Origin of the sequence: Pantoea dispersa (genome assembly GCF_035783935.1) — a bacterium.
Lineage (GTDB): Bacteria > Pseudomonadota > Gammaproteobacteria > Enterobacterales > Enterobacteriaceae > Pantoea > Pantoea dispersa_C.
The window spans coordinates 394,551-414,216 of the sequence record NZ_JALKOV010000001.1 but is presented as its reverse complement, the minus strand read 5'-3'; the positions used below and the strand labels follow the sequence as shown (position 1 = coordinate 414,216).

20 protein-coding genes and 3 tRNA genes are annotated in these 19,666 nt (G+C 56.1%); 9 read left to right on the top strand and 14 right to left on the bottom strand.

The annotated features are described in order from the left end of the window. Positions 1-2: 2 nt before the first annotated feature. Positions 3-434: a MarR family winged helix-turn-helix transcriptional regulator gene (locus tag MXF20_RS02010; RefSeq protein ID WP_325967372.1), complete on the bottom strand. Its 432-nt coding sequence runs from the start codon at positions 432-434 to the stop codon at positions 3-5. A gap of 479 nt (positions 435-913) precedes the next feature. Here MXF20_RS02010 and MXF20_RS02005 point away from each other — a divergent pair, with 479 nt between their 5' ends. Continuing rightward, entirely contained in the window at positions 914-1,171 is a 258-nt protein-coding gene (locus MXF20_RS02005; protein ID WP_325967371.1) for a biofilm/acid-resistance regulator YmgB/AriR, read from the top strand. Between the two features lie 153 nt (positions 1,172-1,324). Further along, positions 1,325-2,824 (top strand): SulP family inorganic anion transporter, encoded by a 1,500-nt coding sequence (locus MXF20_RS02000; RefSeq protein ID WP_325967368.1) that lies wholly within the window; start codon positions 1,325-1,327, stop codon positions 2,822-2,824. 41 nt (positions 2,825-2,865) lie between these two features. Here MXF20_RS02000 and rclA read toward each other — a convergent pair whose 3' ends face one another. After that, complete coding sequence (gene rclA, locus MXF20_RS01995; RefSeq protein WP_325967366.1) at positions 2,866-4,191, bottom strand: reactive chlorine resistance oxidoreductase RclA; 1,326 nt, start codon at positions 4,189-4,191, stop codon at positions 2,866-2,868. 137 nt (positions 4,192-4,328) lie between these two features. Here rclA and MXF20_RS01990 point away from each other — a divergent pair, with 137 nt between their 5' ends. Both MXF20_RS01990 and MXF20_RS01985 read left to right on the top strand, forming a co-directional pair. Then, entirely contained in the window at positions 4,329-5,192 is an 864-nt protein-coding gene (locus MXF20_RS01990) for a helix-turn-helix domain-containing protein (RefSeq protein ID WP_325967365.1), read from the top strand. A 110-nt stretch (positions 5,193-5,302) separates the two neighbouring features. Then, positions 5,303-5,473 carry a hypothetical protein gene (locus MXF20_RS01985; RefSeq protein WP_325967364.1) on the top strand — a complete coding sequence of 57 codons (171 nt, stop codon included), beginning with the start codon at positions 5,303-5,305 and terminating at the stop codon, positions 5,471-5,473. A 208-nt stretch (positions 5,474-5,681) separates the two neighbouring features. On the opposite strand, the gene MXF20_RS01980 is transcribed toward MXF20_RS01985, so the two are convergent. The 7 genes from MXF20_RS01980 to uvrY form a co-directional block, all read right to left on the bottom strand. Then, on the bottom strand, positions 5,682-6,122 hold the full coding sequence (locus MXF20_RS01980; RefSeq protein WP_325967361.1) for a hypothetical protein: 441 nt from the start codon (positions 6,120-6,122) through the stop codon (positions 5,682-5,684). Positions 6,123-6,574: 452 nt separating this feature from the next. After that, positions 6,575-6,660, bottom strand: a tRNA-Leu gene (locus MXF20_RS01975). An 11-nt stretch (positions 6,661-6,671) separates the two neighbouring features. After that, positions 6,672-6,745 (bottom strand) — tRNA-Cys (locus MXF20_RS01970). A gap of 43 nt (positions 6,746-6,788) precedes the next feature. Beyond that, positions 6,789-6,864, bottom strand: a tRNA-Gly gene (locus tag MXF20_RS01965). 151 nt (positions 6,865-7,015) lie between these two features. Next, positions 7,016-7,564 (bottom strand): CDP-diacylglycerol--glycerol-3-phosphate 3-phosphatidyltransferase, encoded by a 549-nt coding sequence (gene pgsA, locus MXF20_RS01960; RefSeq protein WP_325967358.1) that lies wholly within the window; start codon positions 7,562-7,564, stop codon positions 7,016-7,018. A gap of 68 nt (positions 7,565-7,632) precedes the next feature. After that, positions 7,633-9,465 carry an excinuclease ABC subunit UvrC gene (gene uvrC / locus MXF20_RS01955; protein ID WP_325967357.1) on the bottom strand — a complete coding sequence of 611 codons (1,833 nt, stop codon included), beginning with the start codon at positions 9,463-9,465 and terminating at the stop codon, positions 7,633-7,635. Beyond that, positions 9,458-10,117: a UvrY/SirA/GacA family response regulator transcription factor gene (uvrY, locus tag MXF20_RS01950; protein WP_325967356.1), complete on the bottom strand. Its 660-nt coding sequence runs from the start codon at positions 10,115-10,117 to the stop codon at positions 9,458-9,460. Before uvrY ends, uvrC begins: the two co-directional genes overlap by 8 nt. A 433-nt stretch (positions 10,118-10,550) precedes the next feature. On the opposite strand from uvrY, the gene MXF20_RS01945 reads away from it, so the two are divergent. Continuing rightward, the gene (locus MXF20_RS01945; protein ID WP_010616664.1) at positions 10,551-10,778 is read left to right on the top strand and encodes a DUF2594 family protein; all 228 of its coding nucleotides are present in this window, start codon (positions 10,551-10,553) and stop codon (positions 10,776-10,778) included. Positions 10,779-10,809: 31 nt separating this feature from the next. Here the strand turns inward: MXF20_RS01945 and MXF20_RS01940 are convergent, their stop codons facing one another. Further along, complete coding sequence (locus MXF20_RS01940) at positions 10,810-11,421, bottom strand: acyl-homoserine-lactone synthase (RefSeq protein ID WP_325967931.1); 612 nt, start codon at positions 11,419-11,421, stop codon at positions 10,810-10,812. Positions 11,422-11,545: 124 nt separating this feature from the next. Further along, a complete protein-coding gene (gene sdiA / locus MXF20_RS01935) occupies positions 11,546-12,268 on the bottom strand; it encodes a transcriptional regulator SdiA (protein ID WP_325967354.1) in 723 nt (240 codons plus the stop codon). 529 nt (positions 12,269-12,797) lie between these two features. Between sdiA and MXF20_RS01930 the strand changes: the two genes are divergently transcribed. Beyond that, positions 12,798-13,472: a DUF4396 domain-containing protein gene (locus MXF20_RS01930; protein ID WP_325967352.1), complete on the top strand. Its 675-nt coding sequence runs from the start codon at positions 12,798-12,800 to the stop codon at positions 13,470-13,472. Between the two features lies 1 nt (position 13,473). On the opposite strand, the gene MXF20_RS01925 is transcribed toward MXF20_RS01930, so the two are convergent. Then, entirely contained in the window at positions 13,474-14,172 is a 699-nt protein-coding gene (locus tag MXF20_RS01925; protein WP_325967349.1) for an extensin family protein, read from the bottom strand. Between the two features lie 285 nt (positions 14,173-14,457). Between MXF20_RS01925 and cycA the strand changes: the two genes are divergently transcribed. After that, on the top strand, positions 14,458-15,849 hold the full coding sequence (gene cycA, locus MXF20_RS01920) for a D-serine/D-alanine/glycine transporter (protein ID WP_325967347.1): 1,392 nt from the start codon (positions 14,458-14,460) through the stop codon (positions 15,847-15,849). A gap of 40 nt (positions 15,850-15,889) precedes the next feature. Here the strand turns inward: cycA and MXF20_RS01915 are convergent, their stop codons facing one another. Together MXF20_RS01915 and rutR are read right to left on the bottom strand one after the other, a co-directional pair. Continuing rightward, entirely contained in the window at positions 15,890-16,864 is a 975-nt protein-coding gene (locus MXF20_RS01915) for a metal-dependent hydrolase (protein ID WP_325967346.1), read from the bottom strand. 25 nt (positions 16,865-16,889) lie between these two features. Next, the gene (rutR, locus tag MXF20_RS01910) at positions 16,890-17,525 is read right to left on the bottom strand and encodes an HTH-type transcriptional regulator RutR (RefSeq protein WP_325967343.1); all 636 of its coding nucleotides are present in this window, start codon (positions 17,523-17,525) and stop codon (positions 16,890-16,892) included. A gap of 308 nt (positions 17,526-17,833) precedes the next feature. Between rutR and rutA the strand changes: the two genes are divergently transcribed. Continuing rightward, entirely contained in the window at positions 17,834-18,925 is a 1,092-nt protein-coding gene (rutA, locus tag MXF20_RS01905; protein ID WP_325967342.1) for a pyrimidine utilization protein A, read from the top strand. Beyond that, on the top strand, positions 18,925-19,635 hold the full coding sequence (gene rutB, locus MXF20_RS01900) for a pyrimidine utilization protein B (protein WP_325967340.1): 711 nt from the start codon (positions 18,925-18,927) through the stop codon (positions 19,633-19,635). The genes rutA and rutB overlap by 1 nt, the downstream gene beginning before the upstream one ends. The last annotated feature ends 31 nt before the right edge of the window (positions 19,636-19,666 follow it).

Below are 19,666 nucleotides of genomic sequence, written 5' to 3'. Positions count from 1 at the left end.
GGCTAGACGTTCCCTAAGCGTTCGAGCAACTGCTGCAGCACTTTTTCAGTGACCGCCAGCTCGGCAGGATCGATATCCGCCAGCAGCTGGGCGCGCAGCGCATCCGCCTGGGTTTTTACCGCACCAAACGCCACGCCGCCCTGCTCGGTCAGCACCAGCAGGCGCTTGCGACGATCTTCCTTTGGCTGCACCCGCGCCAGCAGCTGCTGTTTCACCAGCCGATCGACCAGCGGCACCACGCTGGCTTCCTCCAGCCCCAATAGCTGCGCCAGCGCCTTTTGCGTCGGCGGCTCAGCCGCGGTTGCCACGCTGGCGATCGCCAGCCAGCTGCTCATACTCAGCCCGCTCTCTTTTAACCGGCGATCGACCGCCAGCCGCCACGCATGGGCGGTAAGGTGAAGCAGACGCGAGAAGGGTTGCGGATGATCAGTCAAAGCGTAGCGGCCTAATGGTTAGACTTCTAACTAAACGGGAGGGTTATTATAAGCTAAGCTGCGCGTGATTGAAAAGTTTGCTTACATCAGCAAATTTAGTCGTACCGCGCCTGCATTGCCAGTTTCACTTAAGGAATAAAAAGGCGCAGACTGACGCACTGTACAGAATAAATGTATAACTTTTTAGTGCTGACTTTTCCTTATTTTCCAATGAATTACGCGCTGAAGCACGAATTGCACAAGCCGCCAGCTGTACAGGTTAAGGTCAGTTGTATAACTTTAGCCGCCATGAATCGGTTAACGATTCAGTAACGAATGATGCAGTTGCGTCGCCTCTGAAAGTGTTATGGATTTCCACCTTCAGAGGTGTCTTTTTGAGTGGGATGATGAGTCAGGATTTTCGCGCCTGTCCGCGCGGAAATATTTTCATCATGGTTCTGCTGGCCGCTGCGCCATCAGCCAATCTTAAGGGCTTACACATGCAAAATGCCGTCAACAGCAGCGACGCCATCGCTGACTACTTTAAACAGGCGGGTAACAGTGAAACCAATGAGATGGAAGTGTTAGGCCATCTGATTGCGGAAATCCTGCACAGCGGTATGCCGGTGAGTAATAAGAGCATTATCGCCGCGCTGATCGCTCGCCTGGAGCAGGAAGCGGATGTCGTTCAGCTCGATGTCTATCGTCACCTGCTGGAACTGGTGGTTCATCAGACCCCGGATGATTTTTCGGTGTAGCCGCACCGGATTCCAGGGAGGGAATCAACCTTATCGCCCCGTTTTACTGGCGCCTCGCGTCATCCCCCGGTAACATCGCCCGCGTTAAATTTTATCCTGAATATTGCCGTGCCGTGACGGCATGCGCGACTAAATAAAAGAGCCTGCAAATTAATGAGTCAAATTCCCGATCGCGCCGCCGCTGAAGCGAGCGACATCACGGTCGCACGCGTGCTGCGTTCGCCCACTCTTCTGACCCGCGAGTGCCTGGCCGGTGTGATTACCGCCCTCGCGCTGATACCGGAAGTGATTTCGTTTTCGGTCATTGCCGGCGTCGACCCTAAAGTCAGCCTGGTCGCTTCCGTGGTGCTGTGTCTGACGTTGTCGATTCTCGGTGGCCGACCGGCGATGGTGACTGCGGCGGCCGGTTCGGTGGCGCTGGTGATCGGCCCGATGGTGCACGCGCACGGCGTGGAGTACATCCTGCCGGCAGTGATCCTCGGCGGCATTATTCAGATCATTTTCGGCCTGGCCGGGCTGTCGCGCATGATGCGCTATATTCCGCGTTCCGTGATGATCGGCTTCGTTAACGCGCTGGGTATTTTAATTTTCTTCGCGCAGGTGCCGCACGTCTGGGGCCAGTCCGGCCTGGTGTGGCTGCTGTTCGCCGTCACGCTGGCCATCGTGCTGCTGCTGCCGAAAGTGCTGAAGAGCGTGCCTTCACCGCTGGTGGCCATCGTCGTGGTCACCGCTGTCGCGCTGCTGCTCGGCTATCGCGTACCCAATGTCAGCGATGAAGGGCCGATGAGCGCCGGTCTGCCGGATTTTAATACCCTGCTGGTGCCGCTTAATCTGCAGACGCTGCAGATTGTCTGGCCCACCGCGCTGTCAGTGGCGTTTGTTGGCCTGATGGAATCGCTGCTGACCGCCAAACTGGTCGATGACCTCACCGATACGCCTTCCGGCAAGCGCCGCGAATCCTGGGCACTGGGCGTCGGTAATATCCTGGCGGGCTTTTACGGCGGTATCGCTGGCTGCGCGATGATCGGTCAGACCATTGTCAACGTCGAGCTGGGCAAGGCGCGCACTCGCGTGTCGACCGTGGCCGCAGCGCTGGTGCTGCTGCTGCTGGTCACCGGCCTGAGCCAGATCATGGCGCAGATTCCGATGGTGGTGCTGGCGGGCATTATGATGGTGGTGGCGGTGAAAACCGTGAACTGGCACAGCCTGCAGCCGGCCACGCTGAAACGCATGCCGTGGTCGGAGACGCTGGTGATGGTGCTGACCGTCGCCGTCACGGTGTGGACCGGTAACCTCGCGCTTGGCGTGCTGGTGGGTGTGATTCTCGCCATGATGCTATTTGCCCGCCGCATCGCCCACGTGATTCATGCCGAACGCCAGCTGAGTGACGATGGCGAACAGGTGCACTACACGGTGCGCGGCCCGCTGTTCTTCGCCAGCAGCAACGATCTGTTTGAGCATTTTGACTACGGCCACGATCCGCAGCACGTCACCATCGATCTGACGCACGCGCAGATCTGGGATGCTTCCAGCGTGGCGGCGCTCGACGCCATTGAGTACCGCTACCAGCGGCACGGCGCCAGCGTCACCTTCACCGGCCTGGATAACCGCAGCAGCGATTTCCGCGATCGCCTGAGCGGCAATCTCGGCTAAATCTGCAATCGGGACGCCCGGTGCGGGCGTCCTGTTCGGCATTATTTCACCAGGGCAAACAGATCATTGAGCGATTCGCTCATGGTTGGGTGGGTAAAAATCTGGTCACGCAGCACGCTATACGGCAGCCCGGCATCCATCACCGTTTTTACAATGTTAATGACTTCATGCGAGTCCGCTGCCAGCAGCGCCACGCCGAGAATCTGCTGGCTGCCATTATCAACCACGGCTTTCAGCATGCCACGGGTGTCGTCAACAACGCGCGCACGCGGAATCGCGGCGACCGGCAGTGTCACCACCTGAATATCCCGCCCCTGCGCGCGCGCCTGCGCTTCAGTCAAACCAATCCGTGATAACACAGGCGTCATAAACACGGAATACGGAATGTTAACGCGATCTTCGGTGGTGCGCGTGCCCTTACCCAGCAACTGATCGTAAACGATGCGGAAATCATCAAGCGAAATATAGGTAAACTGTGGCCCGCCGGTAACATCGCCCAGCGCCCAGATATGATCCACGGAAGTTTTAAGCTGTTTATCGACGCGCACCGCGCCGCGCGCATCGGTCACCACCCCCGCGTTTTCCAGTTTCAGTGCCTTCGTCGCCGGGCGACGGCCCGTGGCGACCAGCAGCACATCGACTTCACGATCGCCCTGTGCGGTATGCAGCGTCACGCTGTCGCGACCGCTGGTCACACGCTGCAATGCAGTATTGAGCTCGAGCCTAACGCCCTGCTCCTGCAGGATCCTGGCTATCGCCGCACTGATATCATCATCTTCCCGCGCCAGAAATTGCGGTGCACTTTCAAACAACGTCACTTCGCTACCAAAACCGGCAAACATGGAAGCAAACTCAACGCCAATATACCCGCCGCCGAGGATCCCCAGCCGCTGCGGCAGTTGCGTTAAATTCAGGATACCGCTGCTGTCAACCACGCGCGGTCCGGCAACTAAGCCTTTCAGCACGGGAAACACCGCTTCGGCACCGCTATTGATAAAAATTCGCTCAGCATGAATCTGGCTGACCTGCTGCGAGGAGGTGATTTTCAGCGTGTGGGCATCCACAAATTCCGCCTCACCATCAATGACATCGACCTGCGCAATGGCGGCCAGGTTGAGATAATTCTTCTCACGCAACAATTCTACTACTGCCGCTTTGCGCTGCATGGCATCACTGAAACTGGCATGATGTTGCACATCGTGTACCAGTGCTTTCGTTGGGATACAGCCAACATTAATGCAGGTGCCACCATACATTTCGCGGGATTTTTCGATGATCGCGACACGCCATCCGGCGCGCCCCAGAGCCGCCGCCAGCGTTTTACCTGCTTTACCAAATCCGATGATTGCTGCCTGATAATGGTTCATGATGTTCTCCATAAGCGTCAAAAATAGTCATCACCCAAAGCTTACGGTTTGCTGCCGCGCCGTATTTCGCCGCAACGCTGGTATTTTTGTCTTTGCGTCTGAATCAAGCGGGCAGTTCAGGGAAAAGGGAAAAACAGATGGATCCATTGAGTCAACTGCTGCTGCTGCATAACCCGCAGGGCAGCATAGATAAGAACTGCGTGCTGAGCGGTGAGTGGCAACTGCCGCACAGCGCCGGGCACCTGTGCGCAGTGCGCTGGCATACGGTCACAGGCGGCCCGGTCATGCTGGATATGCCCGTCACTGCGGGTGTCGAACTCAATGCTGGCAGCGTCATATTTCTGCCGCAAAACGCCGCGCATCGTATTTATCAGCGCCATACGCAGCCAACCCAACTGGTATGCGGCCTGCTGGAACTGCCCGCGTCGGCGCATGCTTTCCTCACCGCCCTGCCCGAAGTGCTAATGCTGGCCCCCGAACCCACAAGCAGCGATGGTCGCTGGCTGGCTGCGGTGCTGCCGTTCATCACCCAGAGTGCTGACGCACTGCCAGCTGCTGGTGATGCCGCACTTCGCAGCCAGCAGATTGGCAGCCTGTTCACACTGGCGGTGCGTCATGGGCTCTCAACTCACGCAGCGCAACCTGGCTTACTCTCCCTGGCTCTGCATCCACGTCTTGGCCCTTTAATCATCCAACTGTGCGCCGCGCCGGAAAGGCCGTGGACGGTAGAAGCCATGGCTCAGCAAGTGTTTATGTCCCGCGCCTCATTCGCGCTGCTGTTCCGCCAGCTCAGCGCTACCACGCCGCTGGCCGTGCTCACCGCCCTTCGTCTGCAGCTGGCCGCTCAGCGACTGGCGCGCGAAACAGCCCCGTTAATCAACATCGCTCTGGCCGTCGGCTACGCCAGCGAATCCTCCTTTCACAAAGCGTTTGTCCGTGAGTTTGGCTGCACACCGGGAGAATACCGACGTCGTGTTGAAACGCTGGCGCAGGACCGCTAAGAGTAAAGAAGAAAACTGTACGCGCTTCGCTTGCGTAAAGGCGGATTCGTGGCTTTGCTTATTTCTCAGTGCGTTAACGATTACGCGGTTCGTAACAGGAGGAGAGCAAGATGAGTGGTTTGATGAAGGCAGCCTTAGCGGCACTGACATTGGTTACCCTGGCCGGCTGTATGCAACACAGCGATGCGGTGGGCGGTGACGGTCGACCGCACGCACCGAGCAATCAGTCAGTGCCTGGCGCCAGCGAAGGCGAAGGCCCGGTCGGCCAGCCACAGGATTGAGGTTAGCGGGACAGACGTTATGTCCCGTTTTTATTTTCCCGCCAGATGTCGGCTCAATGAATTTCGGCATAACGGAAGTGATGGTTAACGAGCTGGATCGTCTGGTAATCGAAGTAAAGGCATCAGGCTTCCCCTCTAACCTCGCTATTAATGGGCAAATCCCGATTGCGATTGCCCACGTCAAAGAGAGGACGGATAAATCAGGAGCTTATTCCGGCCAGCTGATCATCTCCTCCAGCCGCCTGAGAATATCCGGGAAGTAACTCTCATTGATAGCCAGTTCGCCCTTTATCTGAATGCTATCAGCGTGGTCTTCCGGACGAAGAACATATTCAATAATCACGATATCATCACCCGTGACCTTACTCAGAACCATATTGAGCTGGTTGAGCTGACTGCGAAAACTAAAAGATTCTATTTCCTGGCGTGCCATTACCGCCTTGTAGTATAGAGAGAATGTTGCGCGCAGTTCCTTCAGTTCGCCGACGGTAAACTCAGTCTGAAACTGCACCTTCACTCCGCTGACGGAAAACTCCACATAAGACTTAATCCAGTCCCAGAGGTGATTAACCGGATCGGTTTCGTTATCAACAACACGCTTAAAGGGTGAGATGGTGAAGACGAATCCTTCATTTCTAAAATCAAACATGCGTGCTTTCCTGCCGGTTAATCGAAATATTTAAAATGGGTGATCGTCCAGTCTGACTCTCGCACCACAACCTCAAGAGTGTATTTTTTATACTCTGTTATGTTTCGCTTGCGATTGAGTTTATACATCTCAGTTTCGTAGAGAAACATCCCTTCGCCTTAAAGGGATCCGCCATTCCCTGCACCAGATAAGGGCGCGCATGCCATGAGGTGAGCGACGCCACAATGCACCACTTCCACCGTCATCTCTGGCATGGTTTACTGGCCCTATAAATGTAAAACCGACCGCTGCAGGTGGTCGAAAAAGCAGGATGGTTCAAGCCGTTAGCGGGCAGATGAAGACCGTTTGATATTATGAAGTGATATCAGGAAAGATTTTCAGGCACAAAAAAACCGCCCTTGGGCGGTCACGACATTGCTACTTATTGCTTTGATTTTATTCGGTATTAAATATGGTGCCCGGGGCGGGACTTGAACCCGCACGACCATAAGCCGAGGGATTTTAAATCCCTTGTGTCTACCGATTTCACCACCCGGGCAGGGTGTAAACTGGAGGCGCGTCCCGGAGTCGAACCGAGGTGGACGGATTTGCAATCCGCTGCATGGCCACTCTGCCAACGCGCCTTTTAATCTGAGGTGCAAGCCGCCTGCGACGTCCTGCAATATCTGGAGCGGGAAACGAGACTCGAACTCGCGACCCCGACCTTGGCAAGGTCGTGCTCTACCAACTGAGCTATTCCCGCATTTGCTTATACTTCACCGAACTTGCTGATTTCATTCAGCTTCTTGCAGCCTCGCTGCCGTTCGATGCGATGCATTCTACTTATCTGACGCAACGAGTCAATAGAATTATCCACACACTGCGTCCGTTTGCTGCTTTTTAAATCGCATCGATCAGCTATCGAGCAAATCGCCGCGTGCCGCGCTTAAATACTGGAACATCGACCAGAAAGTCAGCACCGCTGCGATGTACAACGCCACTACGCCAATGCCTACGACGGTCGCGTCCGGACGCCACAGCAGCGCCACCAGTGACAGCATCTGCGCCGTGGTCTTCACTTTGCCAATCCACGACACCGCCACGCTGCTGCGCTTGCCAATCTCCGCCATCCACTCACGTAAGGCCGAGATAATGATTTCACGCGCGATCATGGTGGCGGCCGGCAGCGTAATCCACCAGGCGTGGAAATACTCGGCGACCAGCACCAGCGCCATCGCCACCATCACTTTGTCGGCGACCGGATCGAGGAAAGCACCGAAACGTGTCGTTTGCTTCCAGCGACGCGCGAGGAAGCCATCAAACCAGTCAGTGACCGCCGCAATGACAAACAGCAGCGCCGTCACCAGCGGAGCCCAGTGAAATGGCAGATAGAACGCCAGCACGAAGAATGGGATCAGAACAACTCGAAACAGGGTAAGACACGTCGGAATGTTAAATTGCATATGCCAGTAACTGTCTGGTGTGAGTAGGGTTTAACGTATGTTCCTACATTGCCCACCCTGTTTCAATGTTAGTGTTTCAGCGAGTAGTAGATTTTTTCCGCCAGCGCGAAGGAGATGCCCGGTACTTTGGCGATTTCATCGACGCTGGCATTCATCAGCGGTTGCAGGCCGCCCATGTACTTCAGCAGCTGCTGACGGCGTTTTGGTCCTACGCCTTCAATGCTCTCCAGCGCGCTGGTGTTCTTCACTTTGGCGCGTTTTTTCCGGTGGCCCGAAATTGCATGATTGTGAGCGTCATCACGAATGTGCTGGATAACATGCAGCGCTGGCGAGTCCGGCGGCAGCGAAATGCCCTCGCCTTCCGCGGCAAAGAACAGGGTTTCAAGACCCGCTTTACGATCGCTGCCTTTCGCCACACCGAGCAGAATCGGCCGGTTTTTATCCCACGGCACGTCCAGTTCAGCAAATACCTGCTGCGCCTGCGCCAGCTGCCCTTTACCGCCGTCGATGAGAATCACATCCGGGATCTTTTCCGGCTCCAGCGCCTTGCCGTAACGACGGCGCAGCACCTGATTCATCGCCGCGTAGTCATCGCCAGGGGTAATTCCTTCGATGTTGTAGCGGCGATAGTCCGCGCGCAGCGGGCCGTCGCGGTTGAACACCACGCAGGACGCGATGGTCTGTTCACCCATGGTGTGACTGATGTCGAAACACTCCATGCGGTTAATCTGCTCCAGCTTCAGGAACGCTGCCAGCGCTGCCAGACGCTGCTGGATGGTCGAATGCTGTGCCAGCCGCGTGGTCAGCGCCGTGGCGGCATTGGTGCGCGCCAGCTTCAGGTAGCGCGCGCGATCGCCGCGCGGTTTGCTCTGAATACTGACCTTGCGCCCGGCCAGCTCACTCAGCGACGCCGCCAGCAGTTCACGTTCGGGCAGATTAAAGTCCAGCAGGATATCCGCCGGTAAAGTGCGCGCTTCACTGCCCTGCAGATAGAACTGCCCGACAAAGGTCTGCACCACCTCAGTGAGTTCCGTGTCCGCAGGAACCTTCGGGAAATAGCTGCGGCTGCCCAGCACTTTACCCTGCCGGATGAACAACACGTGCAGGCAGGCTATGCCGGCATCGAAAGACACGCCCATGACATCAAGATCGTCGCCCTGGTTGGAGACGAACTGTTTTTCCGTAATGCGACGCACTGCCTGGATCTGATCGCGCAGGCGCGCCGCCTCTTCAAAGCGCAAGCCGACGCTGGCCTGCTCCATGCGTTGCACCAGCTGATTGATCACCTGATCGTCTTTGCCAGCCAGAAACAGTCGCACGTAGTCGGTTTGCTGCGCATATTCGTCTTCGCTCACCAGACCGGCGACGCAGGGACCGAGGCAGCGGCCAATCTGATACTGCAGGCACGGGCGCGAGCGGTTGCGGTAGACGCTATTCTCGCACTGGCGAATCGGAAACACCTTTTGCAGCAGCGCCAGCGTTTCACGCACCGCATAGCCGTTGGGAAACGGGCCGAAATATTCGCCTTTGGCATGTTTGGCACCGCGGTGCATCGCCAGTCGCGGATGCGGATCGCCGCTGAGAAAAATGTACGGGTAGGATTTATCATCGCGCAGCAGCACGTTGTAGCGCGGCTGATACAGCTTGATGTAGTTGTGCTCCAGAAGCAGCGCTTCGGTTTCCGTGTGGGTGACGGTCACATCAATATTATGGATGTTGCTGACCAGCACTTCAGTCTTACGGCTGCCCACCTGAGTGCGAAAATAGCTGCTCAGGCGCTTTTTAAGGTCTTTGGCTTTACCAACATAGATCACCGTGCCAGTCGCGTCGTACATACGGTAGACGCCGGGCTGACTGGTTACGGTGCTGAGAAAGGCTCTGGAATTAAAAACGTCACTCACTACTGATTAACGGCTCCGCATTGAACAGGCCATGGCGAATGGCCAGATGCGTTAACTCTACGTCACCACTGATATTCAGTTTGCTGAACATGCGATAGCGATAGCTGTTAACGGTTTTCGGGCTGAGGTTAAGCTGCTCGGAAATCTCCGTCACCTTTTGCCCCCGGGTAATCATCAGCATAATCTGCAATTCCCTTTCCGACAAACAGCTGAATGGCGATTCAGCGCGCTGTGGCTCAATCTGGCTCAGCGCCATCTGCTGAGCAATATCAGAAGCGATGTAACGCTGGCCGGCATGTACGGCGCGAATGGCACTGACCACTTCCTGCGGCGCGGCCCCTTTACTGAGATAGCCTGCTGCACCGGCCTGCATAACTTTCGCTGGCAGCGGATTCTCAGTGTGGATGGTCAGCATGATGATGCGGATATCCGGGTTAAAGCGCACGATTTTGCGCGTGGCTTCCAGTCCGCCGATGCCGGGCATGTTCATGTCCATCAGCACCACATCCACCGGATGGTTACGGCACCATTTTACCGCATCCTCACCACAGGCCACTTCCCCGGCAATCACTAATCCCTTCATATCTTCCAGTATGCGACGAATACCGGCGCGCACCAGTTCATGGTCATCAACAAGAAGCAGGCTGATCAACGGGACGTACTCCGCAGGTTAGTGGGGGAAAATATATTTCAGGGGCGTTATCTTACCGGGTTTCGTGGGGAAAGAACATCGGCGGCGACAGATAAATCTCAAAACCAATGACCCACGTCAAATAGCCGGCAGTGACGAGGGTGTTTTTTAGCGGATGCCATATCATGCAGGAATAAAAATGTTAAAATGTGACTAATATCATTAAGTTATAATTTATATCTCTTTCCCGCTTGTTGCTGTCCATAGCACGAAAAAATAACCGCCTTTCGGAAAATTTTTGCGCGATAAAAAAAGCGCCCGGCGCAATTAATTAACGCCCGGCGTGATGGTCGGTAGCGCAGACTAAATTCTTCTATCAAGCATATGATATACTCTGTTTTTTACGCACGGGAAGAATGTGTCCGCACTGAGTAATACCACCAAGGAGAAAATGATGAGTGATGAAGATTTCGTAACATCGCGCGATACCCAGGCGCTGGCTGACGAAGTGGCCTGCCTGAAAATGATGGTGACGCTGATTCTGAAGGGCATGGGCCAGGCAGATGCCGGCAAGGTGATCATCAATATGGAGCGCTACGTCCAGTCCGCGCTGGCGGATAAACCGCAGGCCGAGGTGTTCAGCAACACCATCCGCCAGATTAAAACCGCTTACCGTCAGTAAGCGGCTTGCCCTGCGCACCCCGCGCGGGGCTTCAGCTGTGTGACTGCCAGTTAACCGACACACCGAGTGATGGCAGCACCTCTTCCGGGCTAAAGCGGCGCGTACCGCGATACTTCTCCGCCAGCGCCGGCTGCTGTACCGGAATGCGAATGGCAAACAGGTTGTCTTCCGACTGAATCAGCCCAGGTGACAGCGGCTCATACACTACCTGATGCTGCTCAAACATCTTCTCCAGCATCGGCGTGGCTGAACTGATGAGGTACTCCATGCCGCTCAGCTCCGCCAGCTGCACCGAGTGCCATAAAATATTCAGCGGCAGTTCGGCATCCACGTCGAGACGAGCCGAATAGCGCGACATTTCCCAGACTTTTTGCTGATCAAAGGGCAGCACCATCCCTTCCGGCACTTCCGGCTCGTGCCACGGCAGCAAACGTGCGCAGCCGCAAATGCCCTGCCGTGCGGTCCAGGCAATCAGCCAGGTAACATCTGATCGATCGAAACGATCGTACTCCTGACCCGGCGTACTAAGCCGCGGCGGAATGGACCAGCCTTCGCCACGCGCAAACACGCTGTAACGATAGGTGCCCAACTCGGCCAGCAATGAGGACGGCATATCCTTTAGCTGTGTTTGAATTATTTTCATCATGCGCCCCTGACATCCCCATGTTTGCAATGATTTATAAAGCGCCAGCCTGGCGGAGTTTCCGGCGCAGGGTAGACAACTGACTGCAGCTTAGGAACTACTAAAAGTAGTAGTTGCTTTTTCGCTATATCAGGCCAATCGCTGCGGCATAACAGGCGATCTGTGTTTTATTGGAAACATTAAAACGCTTTTGCATATTCTTCTGGTGGAAATTTACCGTGTGTTCAGAAATCGCCAGAATAAGGGAAATTTCCGCCGAGGTTTTTCCTTCCGCCGTCCATTTCAATATTTCCAGCTCACGCTGACTAAAATCATCCGATAACACCACCATTGAGCCGTCATTGAGACGGTCCAGCACACGCAAACTCAGTTCCGCCAGGAAGTGCAGTTGCACCTCCAGCTCTACGCGTCTGTGCTGGGTCTGGCTGGGTTGTTGCGATGCTATAGATAATATACCAATGGCACGATTTAACGCCATCGCCGAGCATGAAAAGCCACTTACCAGCCCCGCCGCATTAGCTTCTGCCCATAAATTGCCCGCGCCGGTAAATAAGTCGCGCGTCCACTCCACACCGCGTCCGGGCTGCTGGCAGAGCAGCAGTACCGGATCCACCGTAAAATAATTTTCGCTCTCATAGCGTTTCACCCAACTATCCGGATAAGTACTAAAGAGGAAAATACGTGGCCGGGTAAACGGCACCGGATGCTGAACTAAAAAGGCAAAGGTATCAAACCCGAGCGCTTCAACCTGTTTTTGCAGCAGCGATTTCAAATCCAGTACCTGCGTTAGCGCCTGAAATTCTTTTTCAGTTTCGCCTCGCCAGACGAAATAATTATCGATGTTCATTATTATCCTGACGCTGTGACACGCCGTATTCATACCTTGATATCTGTACTGATTAATGTAAAAAATAAATTAACCAGAGAAAAAATATTGATTGAAAAGAGAGCGGCATTGCGGGCCAGTATTGATAACTGCCTTGTTGTCAATATGTTAGCCAAATGAGTAATTAACGCGTGATGCGTTTGCCAGCGGCACCAGCAAAATGAAAAGTCATGGCAGGCAGAATAAGATTTTTCCGAAGAATTTTCAATCGTCGTGTTCATTCTTCATCACACGGCCCCGATAAAATATTCGTATTATCATTAATGACTATTATCCTGACATCTCCCTTTTTTATACCGTCAGTGACAATCATTCTGCTGATTTAGTCCGCAGCAAGGCTTAATTCCAGTTATTTCTGCAGTTATGTGCCCTGCCGCTGCGTAACCGCCATTTCCGCCATCACATTTTCCAGCTACGCTTTAGCCTGAGCGACAGGCACCGGCATAGCGCCGCAGGCTGCGCGATTTCGGCAAACTCAGTGGGAGTGACTATGTTAAACCAGCTGGCATTACCCTTCCTTGTCGTGGGCGGTTGTACCGCTCTGATGATCGCGAAAGATCTGCTACGTCATCCGCATCCGCTGGCGATGATGAATATCATCTGGCCCCTGACCGGGCTGTACATGCCGTTTTTTGGCTGGCTGGCGTGGTGGTATCTCGGGCGCAAAGCGTCGCGTCAGCGGAAACTGGCGCTGTTAATGCCCTCTACGCTGACAGCCAATGCCAGCTGGCAAACCCTGTTTATTTCTACCTCGCTCACCGCCGCTGCCTGTATATTCGGCGACATCATCACGCTGCCAATAGTCACTCTGCTCAAGCATTTCGCCATTAGCCCCGCGCTGTGGTTACAGGCGATTATTTGCGTGATGATTTCATTACTGGCGGGATTATTTTTTCAGTTTCTGGCCATTCGCCAGCGGGAACAATTTTCTTTTGTCCGCACGTTATTATTAGCGCTGAAAACAGCCACCTTTCCGCTGCTGATTTATCAAACCGGCATTTTTATCTTTATGGCGCTGGCCCTAAAATATGTGCTTAATCAACAGCTCAATCCGTTGATTAGTGTCTTCTGGTTTATGTTACAGCTGGCTATCCTCACCGGGTTTATTTTTTCCTGGCCGGCCAACCACTTTCTCATCAAACGCGGAATTAATCCGGCGGTGTAGCTCAGCGACAAAAGCCTGCGCCGCGCATGCCGAGGTGAAAATGGCTGGCGTGCGCCGCATTGTAATCCGGCCCCAGCGCATTACCGAAACTGGCGCAGCCGTTGCGCCATAGCGCGTGCAGCCCGGCCGCGGCCTGCGCCGGCTGCTGCCAGTTTTTGCCTACCTGCAGCCAGCGGCCGTCCGCCAGTTGAAAGCCGGTAATATCCCACGCATCCGCCGTCGCATGTTCACTGCGGCGACCTTCCTGACGATGATAGATATTACGGCAGGCGAAGCTGCCCACATGGGCAATGCGCCGCAGCGGCGAGGTAATGCCAGCCTGCTGCAGCGCCGCGTTGCTGCGCGTGACGTACAGCGTGCTGGCCACCGCCATCGGACAGCTGGCGAGGAAACTGCTGCTGAGCGTGACGTCGCCGAAGCGGCTGATGCGCAGCGGCTGGTCAACAGCACAATCGCCCTGCAGCGGCGGAACTTCCCGGAAACTCACCCTGCCCTGCGCGCTGGCCTCGCGCATTACCGCCAGACACGCCGCCGGATCGCTGCTCAGCCGCTGCAGCTTGTAGCGCGTCATCCAGCCCGGCGGATCGGTCACGCGCAGCGGAATGAACGGATTCCACTGCGGCGGCAGATGCGTTTTCAGCCAGGGTAAACTCCACCAGCCGCACAGGGCCAGCACGACTATCGCCAGCAACGCGCGCACGCTTCCTCACTTTTACCGGTTAAACGAAATGAAAAGTGTAGAACGCCGTACGGCGTGCCGTGACGCAAACGGCTCATTTGCAGAACATTTACGCAAAATGACGACTCAGCGCACCATGTAAATATTTACTGACACGGTAAAGCACGCAAAAGGGCATAAAGGTTTAAAAACCATTAACGAGAGTGCGCGCCTTTCCTCTATCTTATGCCCTCTTGCCCTGTGCAAAAGCACGTTATTCAACAGCCAGCAGAGCTGACACAACATCAAGACAGGAAAGATATTTTTATGGTTGATCAATCTAAAGCGGTGCCGGTCGAGGCCGAACAGCCGGAAAAACTCCGGCGCAACCTGCATAACCGTCACATCCAGCTTATCGCCATCGGCGGTGCCATCGGCACCGGTCTGTTTATGGGCTCCGGTAAAACCATCAGCCTGGCGGGTCCGTCGATCATCTTCGTCTATATGATCATCGGTTTTATGCTGTTTTTCGTCATGCGCGCGATGGGCGAGCTGCTGCTCTCCAACCTTGAGTACAAATCCTTCAGCGATTTCGCCGCCGATCTACTCGGGCCGTGGGCCGGCTATTTCACTGGCTGGACCTACTGGTTCTGCTGGGTGGTGACCGGCATTGCCGACGTGGTGGCGATCAGCGCCTACTTCCAGCTGTGGTTCCCGGACTTCTCGATCTGGATGAGCGCCCTGCTGTGCGTGTTTGTTTTCCTCGCACTGAACATCGCCACGGTAAAACTGTTTGGCGAGATGGAGTTCTGGTTCGCGATTATTAAAATCGTCGCCATTGTGGCGTTGATCATCACCGGCATCGTGCTGGTGAGCATGCACTATCCGTCACCTGGCGGTACCCATGCGGCGCTGAGCAATATCTGGGATCACGGCGGCATGTTCCCGAAAGGGCTGAGCGGTTTCTTTGCCGGCTTCCAGATTGCGGTGTTTGCCTTTGTCGGTATTGAGCTGGTGGGCACGGCGGCGGCGGAGACCAAAGATCCGCATAAAGTCCTGCCGCGCGCCATCAACGCCATTCCGCTGCGCATCATCATGTTCTATGTGCTGGCGCTGCTGGTGATCATGGCGGTGACGCCGTGGAATCAGGTGATGCCGGATCGCAGCCCGTTCGTTGAGATGTTTGTGCTGATTGGCCTGCCGGCTGCCGCCAGCATCGTCAACTTCGTGGTGCTGACCTCAGCGGCGTCATCGGCCAACAGTGGCATCTTCTCCACCAGCCGCATGCTGTATGGTCTGGCCGAACAGGGCGTGGCGCATAAGGCGTTTGGTCGTCTCTCTGCGCGCGCGGTACCGACCACCGGCCTGTTCTTCTCCTGCCTGTGCCTGCTGGCTGGCGTGGCGCTGATTTACCTGATCCCGGATGTGATGACGGTCTTCACCATGGTGACCACGGTATCGGCGATTCTGTTTATGTTCGTCTGGACCATCATCCTGTGCAGCTATCTGGCCTACCGCAAACAGCATCCGCAGCGTCATGCGGCATCACAATTCAAAATGCCGCTCGGCAAGCTGATGTGCTGGGTATGTATGGCTTTCTTTGCGTTTGTGCTGGTGCTGCTGACGCTGCAGGAAGATACCCGCCAGGCGCTGATGGTCACGCCGCTGTGGTTTGTCATGCTAACCATGGGCTGGCTGTTGCGTCGTCGTAAAGCCTGATCTAATCCTGCAAAAGGCCCGGTTCTCCGGGCCTTTTTCGTTATAAGCGTTCAGTGAATTTGTGCCACGCCTGCGCCAGCGACGGCCGCAGCGAATCTTCCCGTTGCGGTGCTGCCACCGGCGCAGCGGCCGGGCCGAGGTTAAAGGTAAAGGTGTAATCCGGCTCTTCCCCCATGCGTAAATCCACGATCAGCGTGTCGCTGCCCTGCTGGCGCAGGGCATAAAACCCATGGCTGAACCAGGCAACACGTTCGGCGTGCCACTGACCTTTGAACGGGGCAAAAAGTTCAGGATGGCGATCGTACCAGCGAATCTGTAAGGGACGATCGGGCGACAGCAGCGACCACCAGGCTTCCCCATAGCGCTGCGGCGTGATAATCACCGTGCGCCATACCAGCGTGTTGAACGCGGTGGGCGTCACCAGCAGCCGTTCTGGCTGCACGGCCTGCTGCGTCAGCTGTTGCTCAATGTGCCGGGTGGCAACGCTTTGTGCCACCATGCTCCAGCCGAGGTATAGCGTGCTGATGAGCAATCCGGCCTGATTCCAGCGCAGGCCGATGGCGTCCCGTCGCCACAGCGCCACCATCAGGGCGATCAGCAGCGGCAGCGTGTAGAGCGGATCGATAATAAACATGCTGCCGATGGCAAACGGATAATCGGTCAGCGGCAGCCCGAGCTGCGTGCCATATACCGTGGTCAGATCCAGCAGCGGATGGGTAATCAGCGCCAGCCAGATCGCCAGACACCAGCCGCTCCAGTGCTGCCGGCTGCGCGTCGCGCCGGCCACCAGCCAGCCGAAAAACGGTGCCACCAGCGTCAGCCACAGCAGCGCATGGCTCTCGGTGCGGTGCAACGTCATGTTGCGGATGGCATCGCCGTGGTCGATAAAGACATCAAGATCGGGCAGCGTGCCCGCGACCGCCCCGGCCAGCGCCGCCTGCCACAGCGGTACGCGTTTGCCCATCACGGCCACGGTGACCGCCGCGCCCAGCGTCAGTTGTGATAGCGAATCCATGCACTCTCCTGGTCAGTAACGGGGATCAGCGCACGCGGATCCCTTCAATGATCATGCGCTGGACGTTATCCAGCGTCTGGGCAAAAAACGCCGCATCGTTCAGCGTCTGGCCGGTAATGGCTTCCACCTGGGACGCGAAATCAGCGTAGTGCTGCGTGGTCGCCCACAGCAGAAAGAACAGGTGCTGCGGCTGCACGCCAGCGATGCGCCCTTCGGCGATCCACCGTTCGATAATCGCCGCTTTATCATCCACCAGCGCTTTCAAATCACCGGCCAGCTCGCCTTTCAGCAGCGGCGCACCCTGCAGCATCTCCAGACAGAACAGGCGCGATGCCTGCGGATGGTCGCGCGACACTTCCAGCTTCAGACGGATATAGTTGCGAATGGCGACCAGCGGATCCTGGTCATGACGCAGTGCCCGCAGCGGCGCCAGCCACACATCAAGGATTTCTTTCAGTACCGCCACGTACAGCACTTCTTTTGACGGATAGTAGTAAAGCAGGTTGGTTTTCGACACGTCGGCGCGCTCGGCCACTTTATCGAGGCTGGTGCCGTGAATCCCAAACTGAGAGAAGAAGGTTAAGGCCGCTTCCAGAATAGCGGCCCGCTTCGCCGCAACGGCCCGCGATCGACGTCCTGGTTTTTTTTCATCGCTTTTCACACTGTTACCTCGTCCATCCTGCGAAATCGCATCATAACAAACGCCCTGTTTCCTGCCTAATGCTGTGCCCTGCACCTTTTTCGTTCAGGCGACGCATGAAAAACGTGCAATTTTTTTTGACCAGATGGTCTGTTTTGGACCATCCAGTCAGACAATATCATGCCAGTGATTTTAACTTATTGTTATATATAACATTTAAAATTGTGGCACAGGCTTTGCAATTTTGTGATCGAGCGCCGCCCGCAGGATGCGTGCAGGAAGCAGCGCAGCGCGTGAAGCAATCCATGTTCATTGCAGAGAGGTTTCACATGAAAATTGGCGTCTTCGTCCCGATTGGTAATAACGGCTGGCTGATCTCCACGCATGCCCCGCAATACAAGCCGACCTTCGAGCTCAACAAAGCGATCGTGCTTAAGGCCGAGCATTATCATTTCGACTTTGCCCTGTCGATGATTAAGCTGCGCGGCTTCGGCGGCAAAACCGAATTCTGGGACCACAACCTCGAGTCGTTCACCCTGATGGCCGGACTGGCCGCGGTGACCTCACGCATTGAAATCTACGCAACCGCCGCCACCCTGACGCTGCCGCCCGCGATTGTGGCACGCATGGCCGCCACCATCGACTCGATCTCCGGCGGCCGCTTTGGCGTCAATCTGGTGACCGGCTGGCAGAAGCCGGAGTACGAACAGATGGGGCTGTGGCCGGGCGATGAGTACTTCGCCAGCCGCTACAACTACCTGACCGAGTACGTCACGGTGCTGCGCGATCTGTGGGGCACTGGCCAGAGCGACTTCAAGGGCGAGTTCTTCACCATGAACGACTGTCGCGTCAGTCCGCAGCCGCAGAAACCGATGAAGGTGATTTGCGCCGGGCAAAGTGATGCCGGCATGGCATTTTCCGCGCAGCACGCTGATTACAACTTCTGCTTCGGCAAAGGCGTCAACACACCAACCGCCTTTGCGCCAACCGCCGCCCGCATGAAACAGGCCGCGGAGAAAACCGGGCGCGACGTCGGTTCCTACGTGCTGTTTATGATTATCGCCGCTGAAAGCGACGAAGCCGCGCGCGCCAAATGGGAACACTACAAAGCCGGCGCTGACGAGGAAGCCCTTGCCTGGCTCACCACGCAAAGCCAGCAGGACACCAAATCCGGCAGCGACACCAATGTGCGCCAGATGGCCGATCCGACTTCTGCCGTCAACATCAACATGGGTACGCTGGTCGGCTCGTATGCCAGCGTGGCACGCATGCTGGATGAGGTGGCGCTGGTGGAAGGCACCGAAGGCGTGCTGCTGACCTTTGATGATTTCCTGCAGGGTATCGAAGATTTTGGTGAACGTATCCAGCCGCTGATGGCGTGCCGCCGCGCGCTGATTGACGCCCACCAGGAGGTTGCATAATGAATACCGTCGTTTGTGCCCACAGCGCCAGCCAGCCTGCAGTGACTCTGCCGGCGCGCCCGGAAGCCATCGCCCTGCCGCCGGCGCAAAGCGCGCTGATCGTGGTGGATATGCAAAACGCTTACGCCAGCCAGGGCGGCTATCTCGATCTGGCCGGGTTTGATGTCTCCGCCACTCAGCCGGTTATCGCCCGGATTCATCAGGCGGTCACCGCCGCGCGCGCAGCAGGGATGCAGATTATCTGGTTCCAGAACGGCTGGGATGATCAGTATGTCGAAGCCGGTGACGCCGGTTCACCCAATTTTCATAAATCCAACGCGCTGAAAACCATGCGCCAGCGGCCGGAGCTGCACGGCACGCTGCTGGCGAAAGGCGGCTGGGATTATGCGCTGGTGGATGAGCTGGTACCGCAAGCCGGCGATATCGTGCTGCCGAAACCGCGCTACAGCGGCTTTTTCAACACGCCGCTCGACAGCATGCTGCGCAGTCGTGGCATCCGTCATCTGGTGTTCACCGGCATCGCCACTAACGTCTGCGTGGAATCCACGCTGCGCGACGGCTTTTTCCTCGAGTATTTCGGCGTGGTGTTGGCAGACGCCACCCATCAGGCCGGACCGTCATTTGCCCAGCAGGCCGCGCTGTTCAACATTGAAACTTTTTTTGGCTGGGTCAGCGATACCGACACCTTCTGCGAAGCGCTGAAGTCGTAACCGTGGTTACACCTGCACACTTAATAATAAG